Origin of the sequence: Mangrovicella endophytica, assembly GCF_002893625.1 — a bacterium.
GTDB classification, from domain to species: Bacteria; Pseudomonadota; Alphaproteobacteria; order Rhizobiales; family Rhizobiaceae; genus Mangrovicella; species Mangrovicella endophytica.
The window spans coordinates 302,165-325,257 of sequence record NZ_PKMZ01000001.1 but is presented as its reverse complement, the minus strand read 5'-3'; the positions used below and the strand labels follow the sequence as shown (position 1 = coordinate 325,257).

Annotated in this window: 20 protein-coding genes; 12 read left to right on the top strand and 8 right to left on the bottom strand. The window is 66.1% G+C overall.

The window, feature by feature from the left end; genetic code table 11:
- Positions 1-24: 24 nt before the first annotated feature.
- The 4 genes from C0R46_RS01475 to C0R46_RS01460 all read right to left on the bottom strand — a co-directional run bounded on the left by C0R46_RS01475 (position 25) and on the right by C0R46_RS01460 (position 6,548).
- Positions 25-969: a DUF6454 family protein gene (locus C0R46_RS01475; protein WP_102957808.1), complete on the bottom strand. Its 945-nt coding sequence runs from the start codon at positions 967-969 to the stop codon at positions 25-27.
- A 222-nt stretch (positions 970-1,191) separates the two neighbouring features.
- Positions 1,192-2,442 (bottom strand): porin, encoded by a 1,251-nt coding sequence (locus C0R46_RS01470; RefSeq protein WP_102957807.1) that lies wholly within the window; start codon positions 2,440-2,442, stop codon positions 1,192-1,194.
- Between the two features lie 351 nt (positions 2,443-2,793).
- A complete protein-coding gene (locus C0R46_RS01465; RefSeq protein WP_102957806.1) occupies positions 2,794-5,421 on the bottom strand; it encodes an AAA family ATPase in 2,628 nt (875 codons plus the stop codon).
- The gene (locus C0R46_RS01460; protein WP_102957805.1) at positions 5,418-6,548 is read right to left on the bottom strand and encodes a metallophosphoesterase family protein; all 1,131 of its coding nucleotides are present in this window, start codon (positions 6,546-6,548) and stop codon (positions 5,418-5,420) included. Before C0R46_RS01460 ends, C0R46_RS01465 begins: the two co-directional genes overlap by 4 nt.
- Positions 6,549-6,785: 237 nt before the next feature.
- Between C0R46_RS01460 and ku the strand changes: the two genes are divergently transcribed.
- From ku to C0R46_RS01435, 5 genes are all read left to right on the top strand, one after another.
- A complete protein-coding gene (gene ku / locus C0R46_RS01455) occupies positions 6,786-7,826 on the top strand; it encodes a non-homologous end joining protein Ku (RefSeq protein ID WP_102957804.1) in 1,041 nt (346 codons plus the stop codon).
- A gap of 20 nt (positions 7,827-7,846) precedes the next feature.
- Entirely contained in the window at positions 7,847-10,627 is a 2,781-nt protein-coding gene (ligD, locus tag C0R46_RS01450) for a DNA ligase D (RefSeq protein WP_102957803.1), read from the top strand.
- Between the two features lie 51 nt (positions 10,628-10,678).
- Entirely contained in the window at positions 10,679-10,963 is a 285-nt protein-coding gene (locus C0R46_RS01445) for a ribbon-helix-helix domain-containing protein (protein WP_102957802.1), read from the top strand.
- On the top strand, positions 10,960-11,268 hold the full coding sequence (locus tag C0R46_RS01440; protein WP_102957801.1) for a type II toxin-antitoxin system RelE/ParE family toxin: 309 nt from the start codon (positions 10,960-10,962) through the stop codon (positions 11,266-11,268). Before C0R46_RS01445 ends, C0R46_RS01440 begins: the two co-directional genes overlap by 4 nt.
- 81 nt (positions 11,269-11,349) lie before the next feature.
- The gene (locus C0R46_RS01435) at positions 11,350-12,465 is read left to right on the top strand and encodes a pyridoxal phosphate-dependent aminotransferase (RefSeq protein ID WP_425349853.1); all 1,116 of its coding nucleotides are present in this window, start codon (positions 11,350-11,352) and stop codon (positions 12,463-12,465) included.
- 28 nt (positions 12,466-12,493) lie between these two features.
- Here C0R46_RS01435 and C0R46_RS01430 read toward each other — a convergent pair whose 3' ends face one another.
- Positions 12,494-12,766, bottom strand: a complete 273-nt coding sequence (locus tag C0R46_RS01430; RefSeq protein WP_245413371.1) for a sel1 repeat family protein — start codon at positions 12,764-12,766, stop codon at positions 12,494-12,496.
- A gap of 349 nt (positions 12,767-13,115) precedes the next feature.
- On the opposite strand from C0R46_RS01430, the gene C0R46_RS01425 reads away from it, so the two are divergent.
- Both C0R46_RS01425 and C0R46_RS01420 read left to right on the top strand, forming a co-directional pair.
- Positions 13,116-13,472 carry a DUF2147 domain-containing protein gene (locus C0R46_RS01425; RefSeq protein WP_102957799.1) on the top strand — a complete coding sequence of 119 codons (357 nt, stop codon included), beginning with the start codon at positions 13,116-13,118 and terminating at the stop codon, positions 13,470-13,472.
- 182 nt (positions 13,473-13,654) lie between these two features.
- Positions 13,655-14,008, top strand: coding sequence for a DUF2147 domain-containing protein (locus C0R46_RS01420; protein WP_102957798.1), 354 nt, complete (start codon positions 13,655-13,657; stop codon positions 14,006-14,008).
- A 156-nt stretch (positions 14,009-14,164) separates the two neighbouring features.
- Here the strand turns inward: C0R46_RS01420 and C0R46_RS01415 are convergent, their stop codons facing one another.
- The gene (locus C0R46_RS01415; protein ID WP_102957797.1) at positions 14,165-14,872 is read right to left on the bottom strand and encodes a glutathione S-transferase N-terminal domain-containing protein; all 708 of its coding nucleotides are present in this window, start codon (positions 14,870-14,872) and stop codon (positions 14,165-14,167) included.
- A 194-nt stretch (positions 14,873-15,066) separates the two neighbouring features.
- On the opposite strand from C0R46_RS01415, the gene C0R46_RS20690 reads away from it, so the two are divergent.
- From C0R46_RS20690 to C0R46_RS01405, 3 genes are all read left to right on the top strand, one after another.
- A complete protein-coding gene (locus tag C0R46_RS20690) occupies positions 15,067-15,234 on the top strand; it encodes a hypothetical protein (RefSeq protein WP_157944519.1) in 168 nt (55 codons plus the stop codon).
- Positions 15,235-15,330: 96 nt separating this feature from the next.
- The gene (locus C0R46_RS01410; RefSeq protein WP_245413420.1) at positions 15,331-16,794 is read left to right on the top strand and encodes an AMP nucleosidase; all 1,464 of its coding nucleotides are present in this window, start codon (positions 15,331-15,333) and stop codon (positions 16,792-16,794) included.
- A 2-nt stretch (positions 16,795-16,796) separates the two neighbouring features.
- Complete coding sequence (locus C0R46_RS01405) at positions 16,797-17,795, top strand: endonuclease/exonuclease/phosphatase family protein (protein ID WP_102957795.1); 999 nt, start codon at positions 16,797-16,799, stop codon at positions 17,793-17,795.
- A gap of 23 nt (positions 17,796-17,818) precedes the next feature.
- Here the strand turns inward: C0R46_RS01405 and C0R46_RS21030 are convergent, their stop codons facing one another.
- Positions 17,819-18,196, bottom strand: a complete 378-nt coding sequence (locus C0R46_RS21030; RefSeq protein ID WP_245413370.1) for a hypothetical protein — start codon at positions 18,194-18,196, stop codon at positions 17,819-17,821.
- Positions 18,197-18,612: 416 nt separating this feature from the next.
- Positions 18,613-20,274: an electron transfer flavoprotein-ubiquinone oxidoreductase gene (locus tag C0R46_RS01395; protein ID WP_102957793.1), complete on the bottom strand. Its 1,662-nt coding sequence runs from the start codon at positions 20,272-20,274 to the stop codon at positions 18,613-18,615.
- Positions 20,275-20,560: 286 nt separating this feature from the next.
- Here C0R46_RS01395 and C0R46_RS01390 point away from each other — a divergent pair, with 286 nt between their 5' ends.
- Together C0R46_RS01390 and C0R46_RS01385 are read left to right on the top strand one after the other, a co-directional pair.
- Complete coding sequence (locus C0R46_RS01390; protein WP_102957792.1) at positions 20,561-21,514, top strand: uracil-DNA glycosylase; 954 nt, start codon at positions 20,561-20,563, stop codon at positions 21,512-21,514.
- A gap of 308 nt (positions 21,515-21,822) precedes the next feature.
- On the top strand, positions 21,823-23,082 hold the full coding sequence (locus C0R46_RS01385; protein ID WP_102957791.1) for an MFS transporter: 1,260 nt from the start codon (positions 21,823-21,825) through the stop codon (positions 23,080-23,082).
- Positions 23,083-23,093: the final 11 nt, after the last annotated feature.

Genomic DNA, 23,093 nt, shown 5'->3' with positions numbered 1-23,093 from the left:
GGTCGCCGTTCGGGAACGCTCCGCTCAGGGAGCCTCGGTCTCAAAGACGAACAGCGTCGAGCGATCGTCATCGGGCATAAAGTAGGCGCGCAGCCCCTTCTCCGTCGCCTCGACAAAGAAGGGGTTCTGCGTCATCGGCAATCCCGATGGCGCCCAGAGCTCGACCGGCACCTGCCAGACGGGGCGGCTCTCCTTCAGATCCACCAGTTCCATTCCGCCAAGCCGGAACGGCGCCGCGTCGGGCGCAGTCTTGTAGGCGTTCAGCCCGGCGCAGAGCATGCGGCTCGAACCGGCATATTTGCAGTCCTGATAATCGATATATTGCGACGGGTTCATCACCCGCAGCTTTGACGGATCGGCATCGGGATTGGCCGGACGCTCATTTTCGTCGAGCGGCCAGGCGTAGAAGCGCCGCGATCCCCATGAGACGCCATGCAGCGTCTTCGCGTCCGTGTCATGGACGAGGCCGCCGACATGATCGGCAAAACGGAACATTTCCTCCGCCTGCATCGTCTTTGGATCGACACGGTAGATGATCGAGCGGCTGTTCGGCCGGTACTCGGCCACCGGCACCCAGAGATAGCGGCCGTCATAATCGATGCCGCCGGGATGATAGATCGAACCTTCGCCGAGCCTGAGGTCGTTCTTCAGCTGGCCGTCCGGACCGATCTGGAACAGGTGCCCCTGCCCTTCTCCGGCATCGCGATCAAGACCATCACGGGGCGTATCGTAGCGCGTCGTCGGCTTGGTGATCTCGACGGACGAGACGAAGAGATCGTCACCAATCTTCACCATGCCCTGCGGGTGGAAGGTTGGGAAATCGATCGCCGTCTGGCGGACGGGCTTCCACTTGGTTCCGCGCGTCAGCGTTGTCACGCGGTCGCCGACGGAGGGGTCGAGCGCCGCAGCCGGCGCGACCGATGCCACGAGCGCGAGTGCTGCCACGCACCCGGCGACTGACAGTTTCATGGCCGTTCTCCTTGCCACCGTCCTTCGCCAGCGCGTCAGCCGGCGATGCTTCGGGACCGTGCAGGAGAATTGTTTCACGCCGATAACATCGACCGTTAGTGCCTAACGAGACTGCCGGCGGATGCGAACGACCACGGACTTATCGCCAACGCAAAATGACGGGCAAAACGAAAAGGCCCGGCGCTAGCGCCGGGCCTTTCCGAATTCCAATCGAGTGATCGATTAGAAGGAGCGGACGAACTGGACGAAGCCGGTCGTCTGGTCGATCTCGTCGTCGCCACCGGCGAAGGCGGCATCGCTGTCGCTGAGGTCGAGGTTGGCGTAGGAGAGCTCGCCGAGAACCGAGAAGTTCTTGGTGATCTCGTAGCCGACGTTGGCGACCAGGCGGTAGTACTCCGCGTCACCGACGTTGACGATTCCGACCGTGCCATCGTCCAGGGTGCCGAAGGCGCCCAGATCGAAGGTCTGGCCGTAGACGCCAGCCACGGCAACGCCGAGCTTGCCGAAGGACTGGGAGTAGCCAGCACCGACCTGCCACTCGACCGGGATCGTGCCGCCGAAGTTGTTGACGTCGTCGCCGACCGTGTTGACGTTGTCGAAGATCTGCAGCGTGGAGTAACGCGACGGATCGAAGGCGTAGCTACCCTCGAACTTCAGCTCGGAGTTGGCGACGAGCAGGTCCTTGAGGGACACGGCGCCCTTGATAGCGAAGGCACCATCGTCCTCGCTGTCGTCGACGAGATCATACGGGAAGAGGCCGAAGTTGGTACCGGTTGCGAAAACCGGGAAGCCATCTTCGTCATCGCCGAGCACGACGGTCTCGTCATACGAACCGGCGATGTAGAAGCCACCCCAGCCACCCTCGTAGCCGAGGCGAGCCACGACGTCCGGGATCGCGTCGCCCGTGCCGTCCTCTTCCGCCGAGATCGCGGCGGTGAAGCCGGCGACAGCGAAGGTGTAGGAGACGCGGTTGGTCTCGAAGTCGCCGACCGGGAGGTCCGTGTCGGTCTGGAAGCCGTCACCCTCGGTCCACAGCGTGTCGAGGTAACCCATGGTCAGGCCGCCGAGCTGGATATAACCCATATCCATCTCGTAGGTGTCGTCGGTGTCCGTGCCGCCCTGCTGGAAGGAGTTCGTGGACTGGACGCGAGCGAAGGCGCGCAGGGTGCCGAGCTCGGTCTCTTCGCGAGCGTCGAAGTTCAGACGGACGCGGACGTTCGAGCCGGCCTGGTAGTCGTCGCCCTCTTCGTTGTCGACGTCGCTGGCGGCAGCGATCTTGAAGCGGACGTAGCCGGAGATCTGCAAGCAGGTCTCGGTGCCCGGGATGTAGTAGAAGCCGGCGCCGTAGACGTCGCAAACGCGAACGTAGTCAACGGGCTCAGGCTCAGCCATGACGACCGCGTCAGCTGCGCGAGCGCCGGAAACTGCGACGAGGGCCGCAGCGGAGCCGAGAAGAAGGCTCTTGATGTTCATGTCCTGACCTCCAGTCAATTATTATGGTTCAGATTGGGCCGTATTCGAAAGGACGGCCTAACCCGCCCCATCCCCTTGCGAAAGACCGAAGCGATGTCCCCCTCGCTCTTCCTGAGGCGACATTATTCAGACGCCCGCCGGATGCAATCTGTGAAATGACTGCAACCGTGTCCTGGGGCCCTTTGGACACACCCCTGTTGCGCGGAAGCCACTTTTTCGTAAACGACCGGTCAACGAAGATTAACGAAATGGTAACACGCAAGCCGTTTCACGGCGTTTCTTCACAGTCCGCAAGCTTCGACACAGCTTCGCGCGGAGCCTGTTCTGCGGCAGGATTCGGCTGATCGGAGGCTATAGACGGAAGATCGGCGCACCCAGCCGATGGAAGTCGCGCTCCCGGCAGGTCAAGACGATAATCTGCAGATCCTCCGCCGCCTTCTGCAGCACGAGGTGCATCTGAGAGAGCCGCTTCTCGTCCGTATTGACGAGCGCATCGTCCAGAATCACCGCCGCGGGATGGCCGCCCTTCTTGAGGACCTGCGCCAGCGCCAACCGTGTCACCACGGCGACCTGCTCGCGCGCGCCGGCGGAGAGACGCTCGAAGCGCTCCTGGACGCCGCGCCGGTGCAGGCTCTTGATCTCCAGCGTCTCTTCGTCGAGTTCGACCTCGCTGCCAGGATGGATGAGCCGCAGGTAGGGTCCGACCTGCGTCTTGATCGGCCCGAGCCAGCTGTCGCGTGCATCCCGCTGCGCCTCGATGAGGGTGCCATAGAGGAGCCGCGACGCATCAGCCTCCAAGGCCAGCTTGTCGCGCCGGCGCCGGGCTACGTCGATCTCGCCCTCCAGCCGAGCGATATCCTCGCCCAGACCATTGAGGCCGAGGGTGCGGATCTCCGCTTCGAGCGAGACGCTTTGCCGTTCGAGATCCGCCAGCGTCCGGCGCAGCACCTCCAGCGCTCCGGATGCCCGCTTCAGCTCCAGCCGGATCGCCTCCGGATCGGCGGCCTCGAAGGCCGCGCGCTTCTGCTCGGACACGGCCGCCTTGGCACTGCGATCGAGCTCGGCCGCGGCGAGTTCGTTCCGCAGCGTCTCCAAGGGGAGCGCTGCCTCGGCATTCGCGATGTCGGCTGCCAAGCGCTTGAGATGGGCCGCGGCGTGCTCGGCGTCGGCTTCGGCGCGAACCAGCGAAGCACTGCGAGCGTCCCGCTCGGCGCGGGAGACGGCCAGCGTCGCCTCGGCCGCCTTCGCGGCATCGCGGGCATCGGCGAGCGCCTGTCGCGCCTCCGCCCGCGTCGGAAGCGTTCCCGCCAGCGACCGATCGTCCGCCGCGTTCGCCTCAGCGAGTCGCCGGTCAAGCACGGCAGCCTCCTCGCGGAGCGATGCGGACCCCTGGGGTGCCAGCGCCTTCAGCTCCGCCTGCAGGGCGCGCTCCGCCAGCCGCCGCTCCTCGGCGGCGCGCCGCTCGCGCCGGGCGTGATCCACTGAGGCGAGGCCATGGCGGGCGAGCAGCGTTGCCAGCCGACGCTCGGCATCCTCCGCGATACGCGCCAGGTCACCGGCCTGTCCGCCAGGCGTGACGACGATCCGCCCAAAGCCCTGCAGGTCGAAGATGGTTTCACTCTCCACCTTGACCGGGATGTCGGAGCCCACCTGCCCCGTTCTTGTCCCGACCGCCTGGCCCGATGCCGGCTCGAACCGGACCAGTGCGGCGGCGGCCGAACGGCGGATGGCCGCTTCCTGCGACTCGCGCTCGGCGGCTTCGATCGCGGCCACCACGGAGTCGTCGACCACGGCCGGCTGACCGCGCAGCTCCGCCAACTTGGCCTCGATCGCCTCGACCGCCGTCAGCCGCTCCCCGGCAAGGCTCCGTCGGCGGACGAGCTCCTCCGCCTCTTCGCGCCGCTCGACGCTGGCTAGGCGGCGCTCCGCATTGTCCAGGGTCTGGCGCGCCACATCGGCTGCCTGACGCGCCGTCTCATACCGCGTGTCGGCCGCCGCGAAGTCGTCACGGCAGGTCGCAAGCTTGTCCGCCGCCTTTGCCGCCTTGTCCTCGGCTTCGGCCCGGCTCGCCTGCGACAGCTCCCGGTCCCGCAGCCGCTCGCCGGCATGCTGGCGGCGCGCCTCGGCATGAGCGAGATCACGGGCCGCGCCGTCCCTGTCCCGCAGCAAGGCCTCGATGTCGGCCGCGCTGCGGCGGGCTGCGTCATCCTCATCCTCCGCCCGCTGGAGAGCGGCATCAGCCTGATAGCCCGAGAGCGTGTGGCGCAGATTGCGCAACCGGTCGAGCTTGTCCTCGTAGTCTCGCTGTTCGGCCTCGCGCCGCTGCAGCTCGCCCGCCAACGCCGCGAGTTCCTCCTCGATGATCTTCAAGGCGCTGCCGGTCTTCGGCCGGCCGGTTTCCGTGAAGAACTGGTCCTGCCGCACCTTCGCAGCCGTCAGGAGAAGACGGCCGCGCTCGCCGCCGAGGATCTGGCCGATCTCGCCTTCGAGTGACGCCGTGACTGCGTCCTTGCCGGCACCGAGATCGATGCCGCCCACCGAGCGCCCCTGCTCCACCCAAAGGAGCCCGAAGGCTCCCTGATTGGCGTCGAGCTTCGATTCGCCGCGGCCCGGATGCGAGAAGCGGAAAAGTTCGGCGAGCTTCTCCTCGACCGCATCGCCCGACAATTTCCCGCCACTCCATTCGAGCTGGGCATCCGGCCGCTGGATAAACGCCTTGCGCAGCGCATAAGCCGTGTCGCCGATCGAGAAGTCCAGCGCGATCTCGGGACGGACCTGGCGATTGTAGGGTGAAAGGTTGCGGGCCGCCTCGCCGCCTGCGCGATGCTTCTGGAACAGGGCCGCACGCAGCGCCATCAGGAGCGTGGACTTGCCGGCCTCGTTGTCGCCGACGATGACATTCAGCCCGGGGTGGAGACCGGTGAGTTCGACAGTCTGAACCCCGGCGAAGTCACGGATCGTCAGGCCGCTCAGGATCATCGGCGCTCTCCCGCCACGCCGAGCCGCGCATGCTCGACATAGGCAATGCGCAGGGCCAGAGCTGCCGCCTCCCGCTCCGGGTCGGCAGGATCGGCCGCCTTGGCGCGCAGGCGCTCGATCGCCACGCGCACGAAGCCGGCAACATCGATCGCGTCGAGGTCATCGCCGTCCGGCTCGTCGACGAGGCCACCATCATCGACACGCAGGTCGAAGAAGCGCGCGCTCCAGTCGGCCAGGCGTTTCTCCAGGCTGACGCGTTCGCGGAGCGGCAGGCGGCCCTCGAGCCGCAGCTGGACCAGCGTCTCGCCGGGACGGTCGAAAGCTGCAAGCGCCGCATCAAGCTCGCCGGCATCACCGAGCAGATGCACGCTCACCTCCGCCCAGCGGAAACGCGCAACCTCAACGCGCTCCACGCGAGGCGGCGCACCAGGCGCGTCGATCTCGACAAGCGCAACGTGGCCCGGCTGGTTGGCGGGATAGCGATCCGGTTCCGGCGTGCCGCTATAGTAAGTGCGCGGGGCGATCTCGATGAAGCCATGCCAGTCGCCAAGGGCGAGATAAGCGAGCCGCGCCCGCTCTGCCCGGTCGTCGGCGATGGGGTTGCCACTCTCGGCTGCCTCCGGCAGGCGGTTGGCGACCGAGCCATGCGCCAGGCCGACCCGAACCGCACCGCGCGGCGTCTCGGCTGTGTCGAACCAGGCGGTGAGGTCGGCGCCTTCGTGCCGCCGCGTCAGCGGCGCCGGCAGGATGGCGAGCCGACCGTCGCAGAGCGTGATTGGCTCCGGCGCGTCGGCGATGACGACGTTCGCCGCTTCGATCATCGAACGCAGGCGCGTCCAGACCGAAACGCTCAAGGCCGCATCGTGATTGCCCGGCAGCAGCACCCAGGGACCCGCAAATCCCCGCATCGCATCAAGGGTCCGGCGCAACTCGCGATCCGACACCGTGTTGTCGTCAAAGGCGTCGCCTGCGACCAGCACCGCGTCGCAGCCGCGCTGCTTCGCCAGTGCCGCGATTCGTTCGACCGCGCCGAAGCGGGCCGCGCGTAGTTCGCCGCGGCGATCGAGGTCGTAGCCGCCGAAGGGCTTGCCGATCTGCCAGTCGGCAGTGTGGAGGATGCGGATCACGGGCGGTCAGTCGTCTTGAAGCGGTGGATCATCGATCGTCGGGACGGATCAGCCCCAAAGGCTGGTGTCGCCGGACGTCCGGCGCAAGCTCTGTCGCGCGCAAGATGATGATCATCAACCACTTTCCTCATCTGCGACGTTTCGTACCCGAATCAATCGATTCGGGCGCGGAACGTCTGCGAGCGGAGTCACGTTGAGTCACAGCCTTCAGTTCGAAGTCTTGCGTTGGAGTGTTCGATGGCGCCGCGCCCCATCTGGAAGGGTCAGATCCGCCTTTCGCTCGTGTCGATCCCGGTCGAGATGTACTCGGCGACGACGTCGGGCTCTGCCATCAGCTTTCGGCAGATCGACCGCAACAGCGGCAAGCGCATCCACTATGAGAAGGTGGTGCCGGGCGTCGGCCCGATCGACGCCAAGGATATCGTGAAAGGCTACGAATACGCCAAGGACGAGTACGTCCTGATCACCGACGAGGAGATCGACGAGGTCAAGCTCGAGACCAAGAAGACGCTGGAGCTGGTGCAGTTCGTCGACAGCTGCGACATCCCGCCCCTCTATTATGACAAGCCTTATTACATCGTGCCGCAGGACGAACTGGCGGAGGACGCCTTCCGGGTGGTGCGCGACGCGCTGCGCCAGTCGCAGAAGACCGGCATCGGTCAGCTGGCCCTGCGCGGCAAGGAGTATCTGGTGGCGGTCCGCCCCTGCGGCACCGGGTTGCTGCTGGAGACGCTGCATTACGAGGACGAGGTGCGGAAGTCCGACTCGGTCTTCTCCGAGATTTCCAGCGAGACCGCCGACGAGGAGCTGCTGGCTGTCGCGACGGAGCTGATCAAGCGCAAGACGGGACCCTTCAACGCGAAGGCCTTCACCGACCACTACATCACCTCGCTGAAAGCTCTGATCGCGGAGAAGCGCAAGAAGGGCGGCAGTTCGCAGATCACCATCGAGGAGGACGCGGACGAGGCGCCGGTCCGCACCAAGAGCAACGTCATCGACCTCATGGCGAGCCTGAAGAAGAGCCTGGAGGCCAATTCCGGCGCAGCTGGAAAGAAGGAGGAGGCGAAGGGGACGGCTGAACCCGCTGCAAAGAGCGGCGGAGCCAAAAAGAAGGCCGCCGCGGCGGAGGCCAAGGCGCCCGAGAAGGCAGAGCCGGCAAAGCCCGAGCCAGCCAAGCGCCGTGCGCCGGCCAAGGCCGCCGCTGACAAGGGCGCCGCCAAGCCTGCCGGCGCCAAGGCCGCAGCAGCACCAGCTGCGCGCCGGCGCAAGACGGCCTGAACGGCTCAGAGCCACGCGACATGGCGACAAAGGCGGACACGCTTCTCAAGGCCTACCGGGACAAGCGCGACTTCAGCAAGACGGCCGAGCCGTCCGGCGCAGCCGAGCGCGCCGGCGCAGAGGGCCTGACCTTCTGCGTGCAGAAGCACGATGCGACGCGGCTCCACTACGACTTCCGCATCGAATGGCACGGCGTCCTGAAGAGCTGGGCCGTGACGAAGGGGCCGAGTTACGACCCGAAGGACAAGCGCCTCGCGGTGCGCACCGAGGATCACCCACTCGAGTATGGCGACTTCGAGGGAATCATCCCGAAGGGCCAGTATGGCGGCGGCACCGTGATGCTCTGGGACACAGGCACCTGGGAACCGCAGAACGACCCCGAGGAGGGTTTGCGCGACGGCTCTGTGAAGATGCTGCTGAAGGGCGAGAAGCTCTCCGGCCACTGGGCGCTGGTGCGGATGAAGCCGCGACCCGGCGAGAAACGCGAGAACTGGCTGCTCATCAAGGAGAAGGACGAGGCTGCCGACCCGACCCGCGACATCGTTACGGAAAAGCCGGACAGCGTGAAAACGGGGCGGGATCTGGATGCCATCGCTGCGGGGCACGACGCGGTATGGCAATCGTCGCGCGGCGCGCATGAGGCTACGGCTTCGCCTTCGGCGAAGAAGGGCAAGAGCTCCGATCGTGCCGCCAGGGGCGCCACGGCTTCGAGCAAGGGTGGCCGCGATACGGCGGACGCCGAGACGAGCGTAAAATCCGGGACGAGCGGCGCCGCGCCAGCCGGCCGAAGCACCGCCAAGCCGAAAGGCAAGGCGCTGCCCTTGCCGGCCTTCCGGCCGGTGCAGCTCGCGACCCTCGTCGACGCACCGCCAGAGGGCGATGGCTGGCTGCACGAGATGAAGTATGACGGCTATCGCGTGCTGATCGCAGTCGCCGGCGAGAAGGCGGTCCTCTATACCCGCAACGAGAACGACTGGACCGACCGCTTCGCGCCGCTGCTGCCGGCGGTCCTGGCGCTGCCCTGCCGCAGTGCCTTGATCGACGGCGAGGTGGTGGCCTTCGACCCCGACGGCCGCACCGACTTCTCGACGCTGCAGATGCGCCTGTCGGAAGGCGGCGACCTCGCCTGCTTCTGCTTCGACCTCCTCGAACTCGACGGCGAGGACCTGACGACGCTCCCCTTGCGTGAGCGCAAGCGCAAACTCGAAGCGCTCATCGCCGCGGCGGAGCAACCGGCTCTCCTCTACAGCGAGCATATCACCGGCAGCGGGGCGGCGGTCTTCAAGTCGATCTGCTCGGCCAATCATGAGGGCATCGTCGCCAAACGCGCCGACGCGCCCTACTCCCCAGGACGGACCAAGTCCTGGCTGAAGGTGAAGTGCAAGCGCCGGCAGGAATTCGTCATCGGTGGCTATGCGCCGTCCGACAAGACGTCGCGGCCCTTTTCCTCGATCCTGCTCGGCGTCCACGAAGGCGGCCAGTTCCGCTATCGGGGCAAGGTGGGATCGGGCTTCGGCCAGGACATCATGCTGGAGCTGAAGCGGCGCTTCACTGAGATCGCCCGCAAGACGTCGCCCTTTGCCGAGTTGCCGCGCCCGATCGCGCGCACGTCCCGCTTCGTGGAGCCGGTGCTGGTCGCCGAGATCGAATATGCCGAGATGACAGCCGATGGCAGCATCAGGCACGGCGTATTCATGGGTCTGCGCGAGGACAAGCCGGCGGAAGACGTCGTCGACGAGACCGCTGCCGATGTTGGAACGGTCGGCGAGGCCGAGAGCAACGAGCCGGCAGCAGCAAAGGCCCAACAGCCCAAGCGGCGTGCCTCCGCACCTTCGGGCACGAAGGCCGCCACCAAGAAGGCTGCGCCTGCCACCCAGCCGAAAGACAAGGCGGCTGCCGGAGGCGACACCGTGGCCGGGATCAAGCTGACCCATCCCGAGCGGGTCGTTTTCGAGAGCCAGGGCGTCACCAAGCTCGACCTCGCGCGTTATTACGAGGCAGTCTCCGAACGCATGCTGGCGCATGCCGGGCGACGGCCGCTGTCGCTGGTGCGGTGTCCGCAGGGTGGCGCACGCCACTGCTTCTTCCAGAAGCACGACTCCGGCGGCTTTCCCGCCGCCATCCGGAAGATCCCGATCACCGAGAAGGACGGCTCGACGGAGGACTACCTCTATGTCGAGGATGCGGCCGGCCTCGTTGCCGCCGTGCAGATGAACACGATGGAGTTCCACATCTGGGGCTCGCGCAACGACCGGATCGAGAACCCGGACCGGCTGATCTTCGATCTCGATCCGGACGAGGGCCTGAACTTCGAGGACGTCAAGGCTGCGGCGCGCGATCTGCGGGGGCTCCTGAAGGAACTGAAGCTCGACAGCCTGCCGATGGTAACCGGCGGCAAGGGCGTTCATGTCGTGGTGCCGCTGAACCGGCGGCAGGCATGGCCGGCGGTGAAGGCGTTTGCCCGCGGCTTCGCCTATCGGCTGGCAGAGGCCGAGCCAAAGCGCTTCATCGCGACGATGTCGAAGGCCAAGCGCAAGGGCCTGATCTTTGTCGACTGGCTGCGCAACGAACGCGGCTCGACGGCCATCGCACCCTATTCCACACGCTCGCGCACCGGGGCGCCGGTGGCGACTCCGGTGAGCTGGGAGGAGCTGGAGGGGCTCGACCGCGCCAACGGCTTCACGCTGGATACGGTGCTGGCGCGGTTGGATGAGCCTGATCCATGGGCTGATTACGGCTCGATCTCGCAGGGGTTGACCAAGGCCGCACTGAAGGCGGTGGGGGCTGATATCGACGCTTGAACCGGACGGCCTGCTCCGATCATAGTATGGTAGGGCGCAGAGGACATCAGAATGCGATCCCAGCAGCCACTCACCGTTACCGTACCGGCAGACGTCGCCGACATGCTGCGCGAGCGTGTCGAGAGCGGCCAATCGATGTCGGAGACCGAGGCGATCCGCGAGGGCCTGCTCGCCCTGCAGGAGCGCGACGAAGAGATCGAGCAGTGGCTGCGCCATGACGTCCTGCCGACGCTCGACGCTCATCGATCAGACCCGCAGCGGGCCGAAACACTTGCGGCAGCACGTCAGCGCCTCAACACTGCGATCGACGACATTGAGCGGAACGAGTTTGAGTGACGCGCTACACCGTCCGCCTGACCGCCGAAGCTGAAGCTGAAGCTGATCTGCTCAGCATCTATCGGCTGGTGCGGCACGGATCGCGTTCACCGGTAATGGCGAAGGACTATTTAGCGCGAATCGAGGAGTTCCTGGCGCGCTTCGAGACATTTCCAGCGCGGGGTACGGCGCGTGATGACATCAGCCCGGGCCTCCGCATCGTCGGCTTCGAGCGCCGCGTCAGCATCGCCTTTGTGGTCGAACAGAATGAGGTGGTCATCCTCCGCATTCTTTATGCGGGACGGCAGGATCCTCGTTGGGGTTGATCATCCCCGCATCCTTTATCGCAGGAACTGGCGGGTCGCCGGCGAAATTCGTAGAACGGTCGCCCACGCTTGCCCGGGACGATCATGCAGCCCCTCTTCACCGCCCTCGCCCGCTCGTTGCCCGCCACTGTGCCCTTCGTCGGGCCGGAGGCGATCGAACGTCGAACGGGCGTCACCTTTAAAGCCCGGCTCGGCGCCAATGAAAGCGTCTTCGGCCCCTCGCCGCGTGTCATAGCGGCCATGGCCGAGGCGGCGGCGCAGAGCTGGGCCTATGGCGATCCGGAAGTGCATGAGTTGCGGGCGGCGATCGCCGCCTTCCACGGCCTCGATCCCTCGAACATCATGGTCGGCGAAGGGATCGACGGGCTGCTCGGGCTGCTCGTCCGCCTGACGGTGGAGCCGGGCGACACGGTGGTTACGTCGAAGGGCGCGTATCCGACCTTTGCGTTCCACGTCGCCGGCCATGGGGGTCTTCTCGACACGGTGCCCTACCGCGACGACCGCGAGGACATCGACGCGCTGATCGAACGGGCTCGAGACGTGCGGCCGAAGCTCCTCTACTTCGCCAATCCCGATAATCCGACGGGGTCGTGGCACGAGGCTAGCGAGGTCGAGCGGCTGATCGAGGCGACGCCGCCGGAGACGATCCTCGTCCTCGACGAAGCCTATAGCGACTTCGCTCCCGCTTCGGCGCTGCCGTCAGTGACGCTGCTGCGCCCCAATCTCCTGCGCTTCCGGACGTTCTCCAAGGCCTATGGCATGGCGGGCGTGCGCGTCGGCTACGCCATCGGCGAGCCCGACGCGATCGTGCAGTTCGACAAGGTGCGCAATCATTTCGGCCTATCGCGCATGGCACAGGCCGGAGCGCTGGCGGCGCTCGCTGACCAATCCTACCTGCAGGAGACGGTGGCGCGCGTCACCCGTGGCCGTGAGCGGCTGGCGGCGATCGCAGCGGCAGCGGGCCTGAGGCCGCTCCCCTCCGCCACGAATTTCGTCGCGATCGGCTGTGGCGGCGACGGCGCTTACGCCAGGGGCCTGCTCGACGCGGTGATCCGGCGCGGCGTCTTCATCCGCATGCCGGGCGTTGCGCCGCTCGACCGGTTGATCCGAGTCACGGTCGGGCGCGACGCAGATCTCGACCTGTTCGAGACGGTGCTGACGGATGCTCTGACGGAGGTCGGCCCGCCGCGCGGCTGACGATGGCAACCGCGGTGGTCAGCGGATGTCAGTGCAGCGTCAGCCACTCGCGGGCGGCGCGCAGCGCCTTGGCGATCTCGCTCTTGCTCATCTGGTCCGCCATTTCCTGCCGGTAGAAGGCCGCGCGCTCGGCGCCCTTCTGGTCGGCGAGATTGAAGTACATGTGGGCGGCGACGAGATCGACGGCGCCATCGCGGCCGGCGGCCAGGCGCATGCCCATCTCGAACAGGACGTCGGCGGCAATCAGGCCGGCGGGAGCGGTGGCGGCGGCTGCGGTATCGATGCGTTCGAAGAGCGACATTGCAGTAGTTCCTCAAGGACGATGTTCGGCTTGCTGCGTTTGTGGTGCGAGGATGCCGCTGCGGTTTGAAGAGATCGCTAAAATTCGAAGCTAATTCGAATTAACGGAGCGTCGTCTGCCTGGTTCGACTGCGTTCGAGGCGGATACGACTAAGGAAGCTTGAAGATCAGGAAGGACTGCAGCCACCCCCGTCGCAGCCGCTCATCATCGCGGAGCAGGCCACCCAGGGCGATGCGCCGGCACTGCAGCCCACAAGAAGATTCCACTGGTGCGGGGTGAGCCTGCGCTCTAACCCTTGTCCTCGCGCAGTATCGAGCCAACCGGCCGGTCGGCGCTGGGAGGACTAGACATGACGAATACTGTTCGAGGCGCGGCGGCGGCCATCGCCCTGATGCTGATGCCGCTCGGTGCCGCGCTGGCCGACCCGATCGAGGGCAACTGGAAGATGCCGTCCGGCTACGCGGCGAAGATCGCGCCCTGCAGTGGCGGCTACTGCCTCACCTATACGAGCGGGCCATTTGCCGGCAAGCAGTTCGGCAAGATGCAGAGGACCGGCGACAATGCCTATAAGGGCACCGTCACCGACTACACCAAGGGCGGCAAGGAATATTCGGGCAAGGGCAAGATCGACGGCGGCACGCTGTCCGTCTCGGGCTGCGTCCTCGGTGGGCTGATCTGCCGCTCGCAGTCGCTGACCCGGCTCTGACGCAGGACCTTGTTGCAGGCTTCACGGCAATCGTGACCGCGCGATGCGCGACCGATCGCGTCCTCGTGCGTTGCAGAGCAAAAGCCGGACCGGCCCGACGATCTCGGACGGCCAGCCGAGTGGTAGCGGCTGAAGGTCTGGCGCCGCCGCATCGAGGACGCGGCTCATCAAAGGACAGCGTAATGCCAAGAACAACAATGACGACGCTGGCGATTGCCGGTACTCTTCTCCTCGGAACGATCGGCAGCGCAGCGGCGGCCGATCCGATCCTCGGCAAGTGGCGGGCCCCCGGCGGCGGGATTGTTCAGGTCGAGACCTGCGGCGGCGGCTACTGCGCCACCGTCATCAGCGGCAAGCACAAGGGCAAGGCTGCCGGCGAGATGCAGGGCGCAAACGGCGAATACAGCGGCACGGTCATCGATCCGCGCGACGACAAGACCTATAGCGGCAGCGCCAGCATCGATGGCGACCGGATGAGCCTGAAGGGCTGCGCGCTGAAGATCTTCTGCAAGACGCAGACTTGGGTCCGAGTCTGAGCATCCGCCCCTAGAATGGCGACACGCTGAGCGTTAACCCCGAAGCCGGTCATGCCGGCGAAGGCTGAGCGGCTCGTGCCTATGCCTCGTGGCTAAAACAGGTTCAAAAAAAACGGCCGCGACTGTCTCGCGGCCGTCGTGCCGCGATCGCGCCGCTCAGTCCCGAGCGCGCTGGCCGAACAGCACCGCCTGCGCCGCCTTGTCCTGGCTGAGATCGGAGCGGCGTTCGGCGCCGACGGCAAGCCCGCGCTGAACCGCCGGCCGCTCGTTGAGCATCTCGAACCAGCGCTGCAGATGCGGAAAGTCCGTAATCTCCTGCCCCTGGTTCTTGTACGGCTTCACCCAGCCGACACAGGCCATATCGGCGATCGAGTAATCGGCACCGCCGAGGAAGGCGTTCTCGGCCAGGCGTTTGTTCATGACGCCGTAGAGGCGGTGCACCTCGTTGGTGTAGCGGTCGATACCGTAGGGGATCTTCTCCGGCGCGTAGTTGCGGAAGTGGTGAGCCTGCCCCGCCATCGGCCCGAGACCACCGACCTGCCAGAACAGCCATTCGTCCACCGCCACACGCTGCCGCTCGTCGGCCGGATAGAAGCGGCCGAACTTGCGGCCGAGATATTGCAGGATCGCGCCCGATTCGAAGACGGAGATCGGCGCTCCGCCGGGACCCTCAGGATCGACGATCGCCGGCATGCGATTGTTCGGCGCGATCGCCAGGAACTCCGGCCTGAACTGCTCACCGGCACCGATATTGACGTAGTGAACCTCGTAGGGGACGCCGAGCTCCTCCAGCATGATCGAGATCTTCCAGCCGTTCGGCGTCGGCCAGTAGTGCAGTTCGATCGGCTTTACCTGGTCCGCCATGAAATGCTCCCATTCTGCCGCTTCTTCTGGCGCGGCCGCACGGCAAGCTAGCGCGGCACCGCGGCGATGCAATCGGCGGCGGCCTTGGCCTGTAGCGTGCGCGAGCATTCGATCCCGCTCAGCTCCGGTTCAGCTTCGGCCTGCTAGATCGGCATCGTGGATGTCGTTGAACGTTCGAGTCGAAAGGATGCGGCATGCTGATCAGGATGACCATGGTGGCCATGCTCTTCTTCGTCTTCGCCCTTTCCTTCGCCTTCCTGGCGACACAGGGTAACCGGCAGGCCTGGGCGATCGACACCGGCGGCTGCCGGACCGACCAGAACCTCGTCTGCCCCGTCAAGACGAGCTCCAACTTGTTCTGAACCTTTCAGGCGGCGGAGCTTCCTCCCCGAGGTCGACGGCTCTAGAACGAGAGAATGACCACACGTCTTTCGACTTCGGCCGAACCGGTCTTCGAGATGCCCGAGCCGGCGAGGCCCGCCCGGCTGTTCGATGATGCCGACGCGGCGGTCGCCGAGATCACCCGGCTCTACGAGCGCTCCGTCGCCTTCCTGCTCGACCGGTTCGAGGCCATGCTCGCCAGCGGCGACACCAGCCGGCGGTACCGGGCCTTCTACCCGGAAGTCTCGCTTGTCACCGGCAGCCACGCCCGCATCGACTCGCGCCTTGCCTTCGGCCATGTAGCCGGCCCTGGACGCTATGCGACCACGATCACGCGCCCGGACCTGTTCGACCGGTATCTGCGCGAGCAGATCGGCCTCTTGATCCGCAATCACGGCCAGCCCGTCGCCGTCGGCGATTCCGCGACGCCGGTCCCGCTGCATTTCGCCTTTCCGGAAGGCTCCTATATCGACGGCACGATGGCGGAGCGGCTGGACAAGCCCTTACGCGACATCTTCGACGTGCCGGATCTCGCCGCAACCGACGACCGCATCGCCAACGGCACCTTCGAGCCGCCGGCCGGCGAGCCGATGCCGCTGGCGCCCTTCACCGCGCAGCGCGTGGACTACTCGCTGCACCGGCTGTCGCATTACACCGCGACGAGCCCGAGCCACTTCCAGAACTTCGTCCTCTTCACGAACTACCAGTTCTATGTCGACGAGTTCTGCATGATGGCGCGCGAGTTCATGGCTGGCGGCGGCGGGGGCTACTCCGCCTTTGTCGAACCGGGCAACCTCGTCACGCATGCCGGGCAGCGCGAGCCGGAGCACGGCATGGCGCCGCTGCGCATGCCGCAGATGCCCACCTATCACCTGAAGCGGGCGGACGGGCACGGCATAACCATGATCAACATCGGCGTTGGACCGTCCAACGCCAAGACGATCACCGACCATGTGGCGGTCCTGCGGCCGCATGCCTGGCTGATGCTCGGCCACTGTGCGGGCCTGCGCAACACGCAGGAGCTCGGAGACTACGTCCTCGCCCACGCCTATGTACGCGAAGACCACGTGCTCGATGCCGATCTGCCCGTCTGGGTGCCGATCCCCCCGCTCGCCGAGGTGCAGGTGGCGCTGGAAACGGCCGTCGCGGAGATCACCGGCCTTTCCGGCTATGACCTGAAGCGCATCATGCGCACCGGCACCGTCGCGACGATCGACAACCGGAACTGGGAGCTGCGCGACCAGCGCGAGCCGGTGCAGCGGCTGTCGCAGTCGCGGGCCATCGCGCTCGACATGGAATCGGCGACGATCGCCGCCAACGGCTTCCGCTTCCGCGTGCCCTATGGCACACTCCTCTGCGTGTCCGACAAGCCGCTGCATGGGGAATTGAAGCTGCCGGGCATGGCGACCGACTTCTACAAGCGCCAGGTCTCGCAGCACCTGCGGATCGGCATCCGCGCGATGGAGATGTTGTCGGAGATGCCGAACGAGCGGCTGCATTCTCGCAAGCTGCGCTCCTTCTTCGAGACGGCCTTCCAGTAGACGTGGCGAGGCAGGACGCAGCGCCGCAGACGCGGCATCCGGCACCGCTGGGACGGGCGAAGCGGTTTGTCGTCACCGGCATCCGGGCGCTGAATCTTGCCGTCGCCTGCACCTTCTTCGGCGACGTCGTGCCCCTGTTCGACACGCTGGCGCATTTTCGTGCCCATCTGACGCTCCTGTGCCTGGCTGCCGTGGCGCTTCTCGCCGTCTGGCGGCTCAACCGTCTGGCGCTCGTCACGGCCTTTGTCGCAGCCGTCAGCATCAGCAGCATCTGGCCCTTCGCAGTGCCACCGCAGGCGTCAGCGGCCGGAACGGGCGAAGCGCACTACCGGCTGCTGCAGATGAACCTGCGCTTCGACTCGCCGGACCAGGCCGCCGCGGTGCGGCTGATCGAGGAAACGGCGCCGGATGTCATCACGCTGCAGGAGGCCTCAGTCGAGTGGGACGCGACGATCGAGGCATTGAAGGATCGCTATCCCCACCAATTCGCCTGCGAGGAGAGCCCATGGCGCGACGCGCTGATCCTGTCGCGCCGGCCGTTCATGGCGGGCGATAGCGGCGCCTGCAATCTCTCCGGCAACTTTGCCGGGAGGGTGGTCGACTTCGATGGCCGTCCCGTGACGATCGGCGCGCAGCACCTGCGCTGGCCCTGGCCCGGCCGCCAGTGGCGCCAGCTGGACGAGCTGACGGAGACGCTTGGCGCGCTGGCCGGAGCGAGGCTGATCGCCGGCGACTTCAATGCGACGCCCTGGAGCGCCGCGATGCGGAGCTATGCCGCTAGAAGCGGCACGCAGATCATCGGCGGCATCGGCCCGACCTGGCTGACGGCGATGCTGCCCTCGGCGCTGCGTGGCTGGATTGGCCTCCCCATCGACAACGTGCTCGCCTCGCAGGAGGTGCGGGTCGTGGCGGTGGAGCGCCTGCCGGCCACCGGTTCGGACCACCTGCCGGTGCTGGTGACGTTTACCGTGCCGGCTCTTCCGCCAGCGGAGCCGAAGTGAAATTGAGCGGCGTTCGCTGAGCCTCAGGCTGCTGCTTCTTGAGGCTGAGCTTCGGCACGCAGCACGAAGGCCTCAGGCACGAAGAAGCCATTCATCAAGTTGCTGTCGAGGAACAGCGGCACCCCGTTCCGGACGCGCGAGTCGGTGGCAAGAGCCTCGATCACCGGGTGATTTGCCTCGATGAACTGAACGGCAGAAGACGATATCTGCAGATCGCGCGCTTCGGGCGTCGCGAAGACGTTGGCCAGTGCTTCGTACAACGAGCGCAAGCCGAGCTGGCCTCCTGGAACGACCCAGAGGCGCCACCGGTCCATGTCCAGATCGTGGTACCAGAGAGCCGCTCGGGGCTTCAGAGGTGTGCGATCGAGCAGATCCAGAAGACGCTGCCCATTTTTCACCAATGGCTCTGATCCATTCCATCACCCCATCCGGCTTGTCTGCGGTCGCCGCTACCATGAGGCGCGCCGTTTCGGCGTCGACGCTTCTGTACCGGACCTCCGGATGCCACTCTATCACGATCGACCAAGCGGCGCTGAACGCAGGTTTCACCAGCCGGGTGCTGAGACTAGGACCGAGGCCGGCGACCACAACCAGCTTCTCCAGATCGTGCTCGAAGATGCTATTGACGAACCTCCTGTCGGGTATCTCCTCGGCTCGAAAGCGGCCGGCAATGCAGGCCTTTAGACCAATCTCCACAGCGTATCCGCAGAGATAGTAGGCGCTTGAAAAGCGTCCATGCTCGATGAGGAGCATGGCATCATCGAGCTTGGCTTGCGCAATGATCTGAAGGTCGGTGCGTTTCACGGCGCCCCCAGCCTCACATCGTCTGGTAGACCGGCCCTTCGCCACCCTGCGGCGGGACCCAGTTGATGTTCTGGTTCGGGTCCTTAATGTCGCAGGTCTTGCAGTGGACACAGTTCTGGCCGTTGATGACGTAGGTCTCACGGCCGTCCTGGACGACCCACTCATAGACGCCGGCCGGGCAGTAGCGCTGCGAGGGGCCCGCATAGACGCCGTATTCCGACGTGTGCTGCAACTGCGGATCCTTCACCTGAAGATGGACCGGCTGGTCCTCCTCGTGATTGGTGTTGGAGAGATAGACCGAAGAGACCTTGTCGAAGGTGAGGACGCCGTCGGGCTTGGGGTAGTCGATCGGCGTATGCTGCGCCGCCGGCTCCAGGGACAGATGATCCGGCTTGCCGTGCTTCATCGTGCCGAAGAAGGAGAAGCCGAAGACCGAGTTCGTCCACATGTCGAGCCCGCCGAGCCCGATGCCGAGGATCGTGCCGAACTTCGACCAGAGCGGCTTGACGTTGCGCACCAGCTTCAGGTCGCGGCCGATGGGCGAATCCCGCCACTCGTCCTCATAGTCACGCAGACGGTCATGGGCGCGGCCCTCGCGGATCGCCGCGACCGCCTTCTCCGCCGCCAGCATGCCCGACCACATGGCGTTGTGGGCGCCCTTGATGCGCGGCACGTTGACGAAGCCGGCCGAGCAGCCGATCAGCGCCCCGCCGGGGAAGACCAGCTTCGGGACCGACTGCCAGCCGCCCTCGGTGATCGCCCGCGCACCATAGGAAATCCGCTTGCCGCCTTCGAGCAGCGCCGCGACATCCGGATGCGTCTTGAAGCGCTGGAACTCGCCGAAGGGCGACAGATACGGGTTCTTGTAGTTCAGATGGACGACGAAGCCGACGAAGACCTGGTTGTTTTCGAGGTGATACAGAAACGAGCCACCACCTGTCTTGAAGTCGAGCGGCCAGCCGAAGGAATGCTGGATCAGACCCGGCTTCGACTTCTCCGGCGCGATCTCCCAGAGTTCCTTGATGCCGATGCCGAACTTCGGCGGTTCGCGTCCCTCGTCGAGCCCATAGGTGCGGATGAGCTGCTTGGCCAGTGAGCCGCGCGCGCCCTCCCCGATCAGCACGTACTTGCCGAGCAGCGCCATGCCACGCTGGTGCATCGGGCCCGGCTCGCCGGTCCGCGTGATCCCCATGTCGCCCGTGGCGACGCCGATCACCGCATTGGCCTCGTCGTAGAGCACCTCCGTTGCGGCAAAGCCCGGATAGATCTCGACGCCGAGCGCTTCTGCCTTTTCGGCCATCCACTTGGCGACGAGCCCGAGCGAAACGACGAAATTGCCGTGATTGCTCATCAGCTTGGGCATCAGCGCATTGGGCAGCCGGACCGCCGCCTGAGGCCCGTAGAAGAAGAACTTGTCCTCCGTCACCCGCGTCTTGATCGGCGTTTCTTCGCTGCGCCATTCCGGCAGCAGGGCGTCAAGTGCGGCAGGGTCGAGGACGTTGCCGGAGAGGACATGGGCGCCGACCTCCGGCCCCTTCTCGACCACGACGACGGAGAGCTCAGGGTCGAGCTGCTTCACGCGGATCGCGGCGGCAAGGCCCGCGGGCCCCGCACCGACGATCACTACGTCGAACTCCATACTTTCGCGCTCGGGAAGCATCTCGGCCTGGCTCATCGTCACTCCTCGTGACGGTCGCCGACCGCCATGGGAAGAGGCGGCGGCATGACCGTCGTCATTGGGCGAACCGGTCGAAAAGGCCGGCGCGCGGTGCGGAACCGCACGAGTAAAGGATCGCCCGGCAGTCGCAAACCAGAAGCACTCTAGGTTCGGCTTTGCAAGGCACAAGCCATTGCAGCGACGGCGAAAGTCGCAGCTGCGCTGCCTCCTTCATCGCCCCCGCCGATCAGCAAGGCGCCGAAGCGGTGTCGCCTCGCGGGCCCTGCCCCACTATAGTGGCAGCATGAGCATGGATGGCGGCTTCAACGAGACGGCAGCGGCGCTTCTCGAATGGTATCGGGAGGCGGGGATCGATGTCGTCGTGTCCGACATCCCACGCGACCGCTTCGCCGAAACCGCCACTGAGGCGACGCGACGCGGCGCTCCGGCGTCGTCGCCCATGGCCGCACGCCGCGACGGTAGTGCCGGGCCTGCCAACGCCACGGCCGACAGCGCCATGCCGCCGGCGCAGCGCAGCAGCGCGCCATCCCTATCGTCAATGCCATCGGCGGCGACGACGCGCGACGACTCGCCCGGAAGCGGTCTCGGCAGCCCCCGTGTCACCGTCCCGGATGAGGTTGCCGTGGCCGATGCGCGCGAGCGGGCTCGCTCTGCGCAAAGCCTCGAAGAGCTGGAGGCGGCGCTGGCGCGCTTCGAAGGCTGCAATCTGCGCCTCACCGCCCGGTCTCTCGTCTTCGGCGATGGCGATCCGCGGGCCCGGCTGATGCTCATCGGCGAGGCCCCCGGCCGCGAGGAGGACATTGCCGGGCATCCCTTTGTCGGCCGTTCCGGCCAGCTGCTCAACCGCATGCTCGGCGCGATCGGCATCGAGCGCGACAGCGTGCGCGTCACCAATACCGTGCCCTGGCGCCCGCCGGGCAATCGCCCGCCGACGCCGATGGAAACGGAAATCTGCCGGCCCTTCATCGAGCGGCAGATCGAGCTGGTGAAGCCGGATATCCTGGTCTGCCTTGGCTCACCGGCGGCCAAGGCCATCCTCGGCGCCCAGGAAGGGATCATGCGCCTGCGCGGCCAGTGGCGCTCCTATGTCATGGGGCTTGACGAGGGCCAGGCGATCCCGACGCTGGCGATGCTGCATCCGGCCTATCTGTTGCGCCAGCCGAGCCAGAAGCGGCTGGCCTGGCGCGACCTGCAGAGCCTGAAGCAACGGCTGGACGGCCTGCCGCCTCGTGCCTGAGAGGGCATCACGCGAAAGCGACGGCGGCAGTCGCAGTCCCACCTGCCCTGGGGCGGGATCTACGGCATAGTTCAGATCAGCTGGCCACGTCAGGATCCGGATCGACGATCCTGTTGTCGATCCGGCTGACGAGGCGCCGCCTGGCGACGAACGGCTGTCATTGGCGCAAGCCATAATAGTGGCCATTCGAGCGGCCATAGACGCCGCTCTAGACCGGACAGAGGCGCCAGAGCCTGGGTCCTTCATCCACGCAGTGCGGCCGGCGAGAGCATGCCGGCGGCATGGCGCCCCCTTAGGCATGAGCCAGCATGTCCCTGCAGATCATTCCCATCGCCGCGCTGCTCTCCTCCACCTTCTTCCTGATGGTCGGCGCGGGACTGCAGGGCATTCTTCTGCCGGTGCGAGGCTCCATCGAGGGCTGGTCGACCTACGAGATCGGCTGGATCGGCACAGGCTATGCCATTGCCTTCACCGCCGGCTGTCTCGTGATCCCGCGTATCGTCAAGCGGGTCGGCCACGTCCGGGTCTTCGCCAGTCTCGCCGCCCTGCTCGCCATCGCCGTTCTCCTGAATGGCCTCGTCCCGCATCCGACTGCCTGGGTGCTGATCCGCGGCGTTTCCGGCTTCGCGCTGGCCGGCGCCTACATGATCGTCGAAAGCTGGCTGAACGAGCGGGTGACCAACGAGACGCGCGGCACGATCTTCTCGCTTTACATGATCGTCACCATGGCTGCGATGATGGGCGGCCAGTACATCATGCCGCTGACGCGGCCCGAGCTCGATACGCCCTTCATGATCTGCGCCATCTTGTTCGCGATGGCTGTGATCCCGACGACGCTTTCAACCGCGAAGTCGCCGGCGCCGCTCACCGAGGTGAAGCTCGACCTCGCGATGATCTACCGCAACTCGCCGGCGGCCGCAGTCGGCGTCTTTCTGTCCGGCATCATGTCCTCCGCCTGGGTGAACATGGCGCCGGTCTTTGGCAACCGGATCGGCTTCTCGACCACGGACATCGCCACTCTGCTCGTCGCGACCATGGCGGGCGGCATCGTGTTCCAATACCCGTTGGGACGCGCATCGGACCGGATCGACCGCCGCTACGTGATGGCCGTCGCCGGGCTGATCGGGGTCGGCGCCGCAGCGGTGGCGCTCATGCTCGGCAGCCGCGAGCCATGGACGCTATTTGCCATCGCCTTCGTGCTCGGCGGGGTGATCTATCCCGCCTATTCACTGACCGTCGCCCATGCCAATGATTTCGCCGCAGCGGCGGACTTCGTGAAGGTCTCGAGCGGGCTCCTCATCCTCTACGGCTTCGGAACGATGGCCGGGCCCCTCTTCGCCGCCTGGCTGATGGCACGCTTCGGGGCGGACGGCCTGTTTGCGGCCACCGGGCTTGCCCATGCCGCCTTTGGCTCCTACGCGCTTTATCGCCGCTTCCGGCGCAACGCACCGGCGGTCAACGAGCGGCCGGAGTTCTATTCGGTGCCGCTGGCAAAGACACAGACGCAAGGCGCAATTGCGCTCGATCCGCGCGCCGAGCTCGCGGAGCGCGGTGCTGCGGCGGAGTAACGAAGTCGACG

What these genes read in the sequence shown, in the direction of transcription:
- C0R46_RS01420 (WP_102957798.1), top strand. Translation starts at nt 13,655, where the DNA reads ATGCCAAGAACAACAATGACGACGCTGGCGATTGCCGGTACTCTTCTC.
- C0R46_RS01390 (WP_102957792.1), top strand. Translation starts at nt 20,561, where the DNA reads ATGAGCATGGATGGCGGCTTCAACGAGACGGCAGCGGCGCTTCTCGAA.
- C0R46_RS01395 (WP_102957793.1), bottom strand. Translation starts at nt 20,274, where the DNA reads ATGAGCCAGGCCGAGATGCTTCCCGAGCGCGAAAGTATGGAGTTCGAC.
- ku (WP_102957804.1), top strand. Translation starts at nt 6,786, where the DNA reads ATGGCGCCGCGCCCCATCTGGAAGGGTCAGATCCGCCTTTCGCTCGTG.
- C0R46_RS01470 (WP_102957807.1), bottom strand. Translation starts at nt 2,442, where the DNA reads ATGAACATCAAGAGCCTTCTTCTCGGCTCCGCTGCGGCCCTCGTCGCA.
- ligD (WP_102957803.1), top strand. Translation starts at nt 7,847, where the DNA reads ATGGCGACAAAGGCGGACACGCTTCTCAAGGCCTACCGGGACAAGCGC.
- C0R46_RS01425 (WP_102957799.1), top strand. Translation starts at nt 13,116, where the DNA reads ATGACGAATACTGTTCGAGGCGCGGCGGCGGCCATCGCCCTGATGCTG.
- C0R46_RS01465 (WP_102957806.1), bottom strand. Translation starts at nt 5,421, where the DNA reads ATGATCCTGAGCGGCCTGACGATCCGTGACTTCGCCGGGGTTCAGACT.
- C0R46_RS01415 (WP_102957797.1), bottom strand. Translation starts at nt 14,872, where the DNA reads ATGGCGGACCAGGTAAAGCCGATCGAACTGCACTACTGGCCGACGCCG.
- C0R46_RS01445 (WP_102957802.1), top strand. Translation starts at nt 10,679, where the DNA reads ATGCGATCCCAGCAGCCACTCACCGTTACCGTACCGGCAGACGTCGCC.
- C0R46_RS20690 (WP_157944519.1), top strand. Translation starts at nt 15,067, where the DNA reads ATGCTGATCAGGATGACCATGGTGGCCATGCTCTTCTTCGTCTTCGCC.
- C0R46_RS01410 (WP_245413420.1), top strand. Translation starts at nt 15,331, where the DNA reads ATGCCCGAGCCGGCGAGGCCCGCCCGGCTGTTCGATGATGCCGACGCG.
- C0R46_RS01385 (WP_102957791.1), top strand. Translation starts at nt 21,823, where the DNA reads ATGTCCCTGCAGATCATTCCCATCGCCGCGCTGCTCTCCTCCACCTTC.
- C0R46_RS01475 (WP_102957808.1), bottom strand. Translation starts at nt 969, where the DNA reads ATGAAACTGTCAGTCGCCGGGTGCGTGGCAGCACTCGCGCTCGTGGCA.
- C0R46_RS01430 (WP_245413371.1), bottom strand. Translation starts at nt 12,766, where the DNA reads ATGTCGCTCTTCGAACGCATCGATACCGCAGCCGCCGCCACCGCTCCC.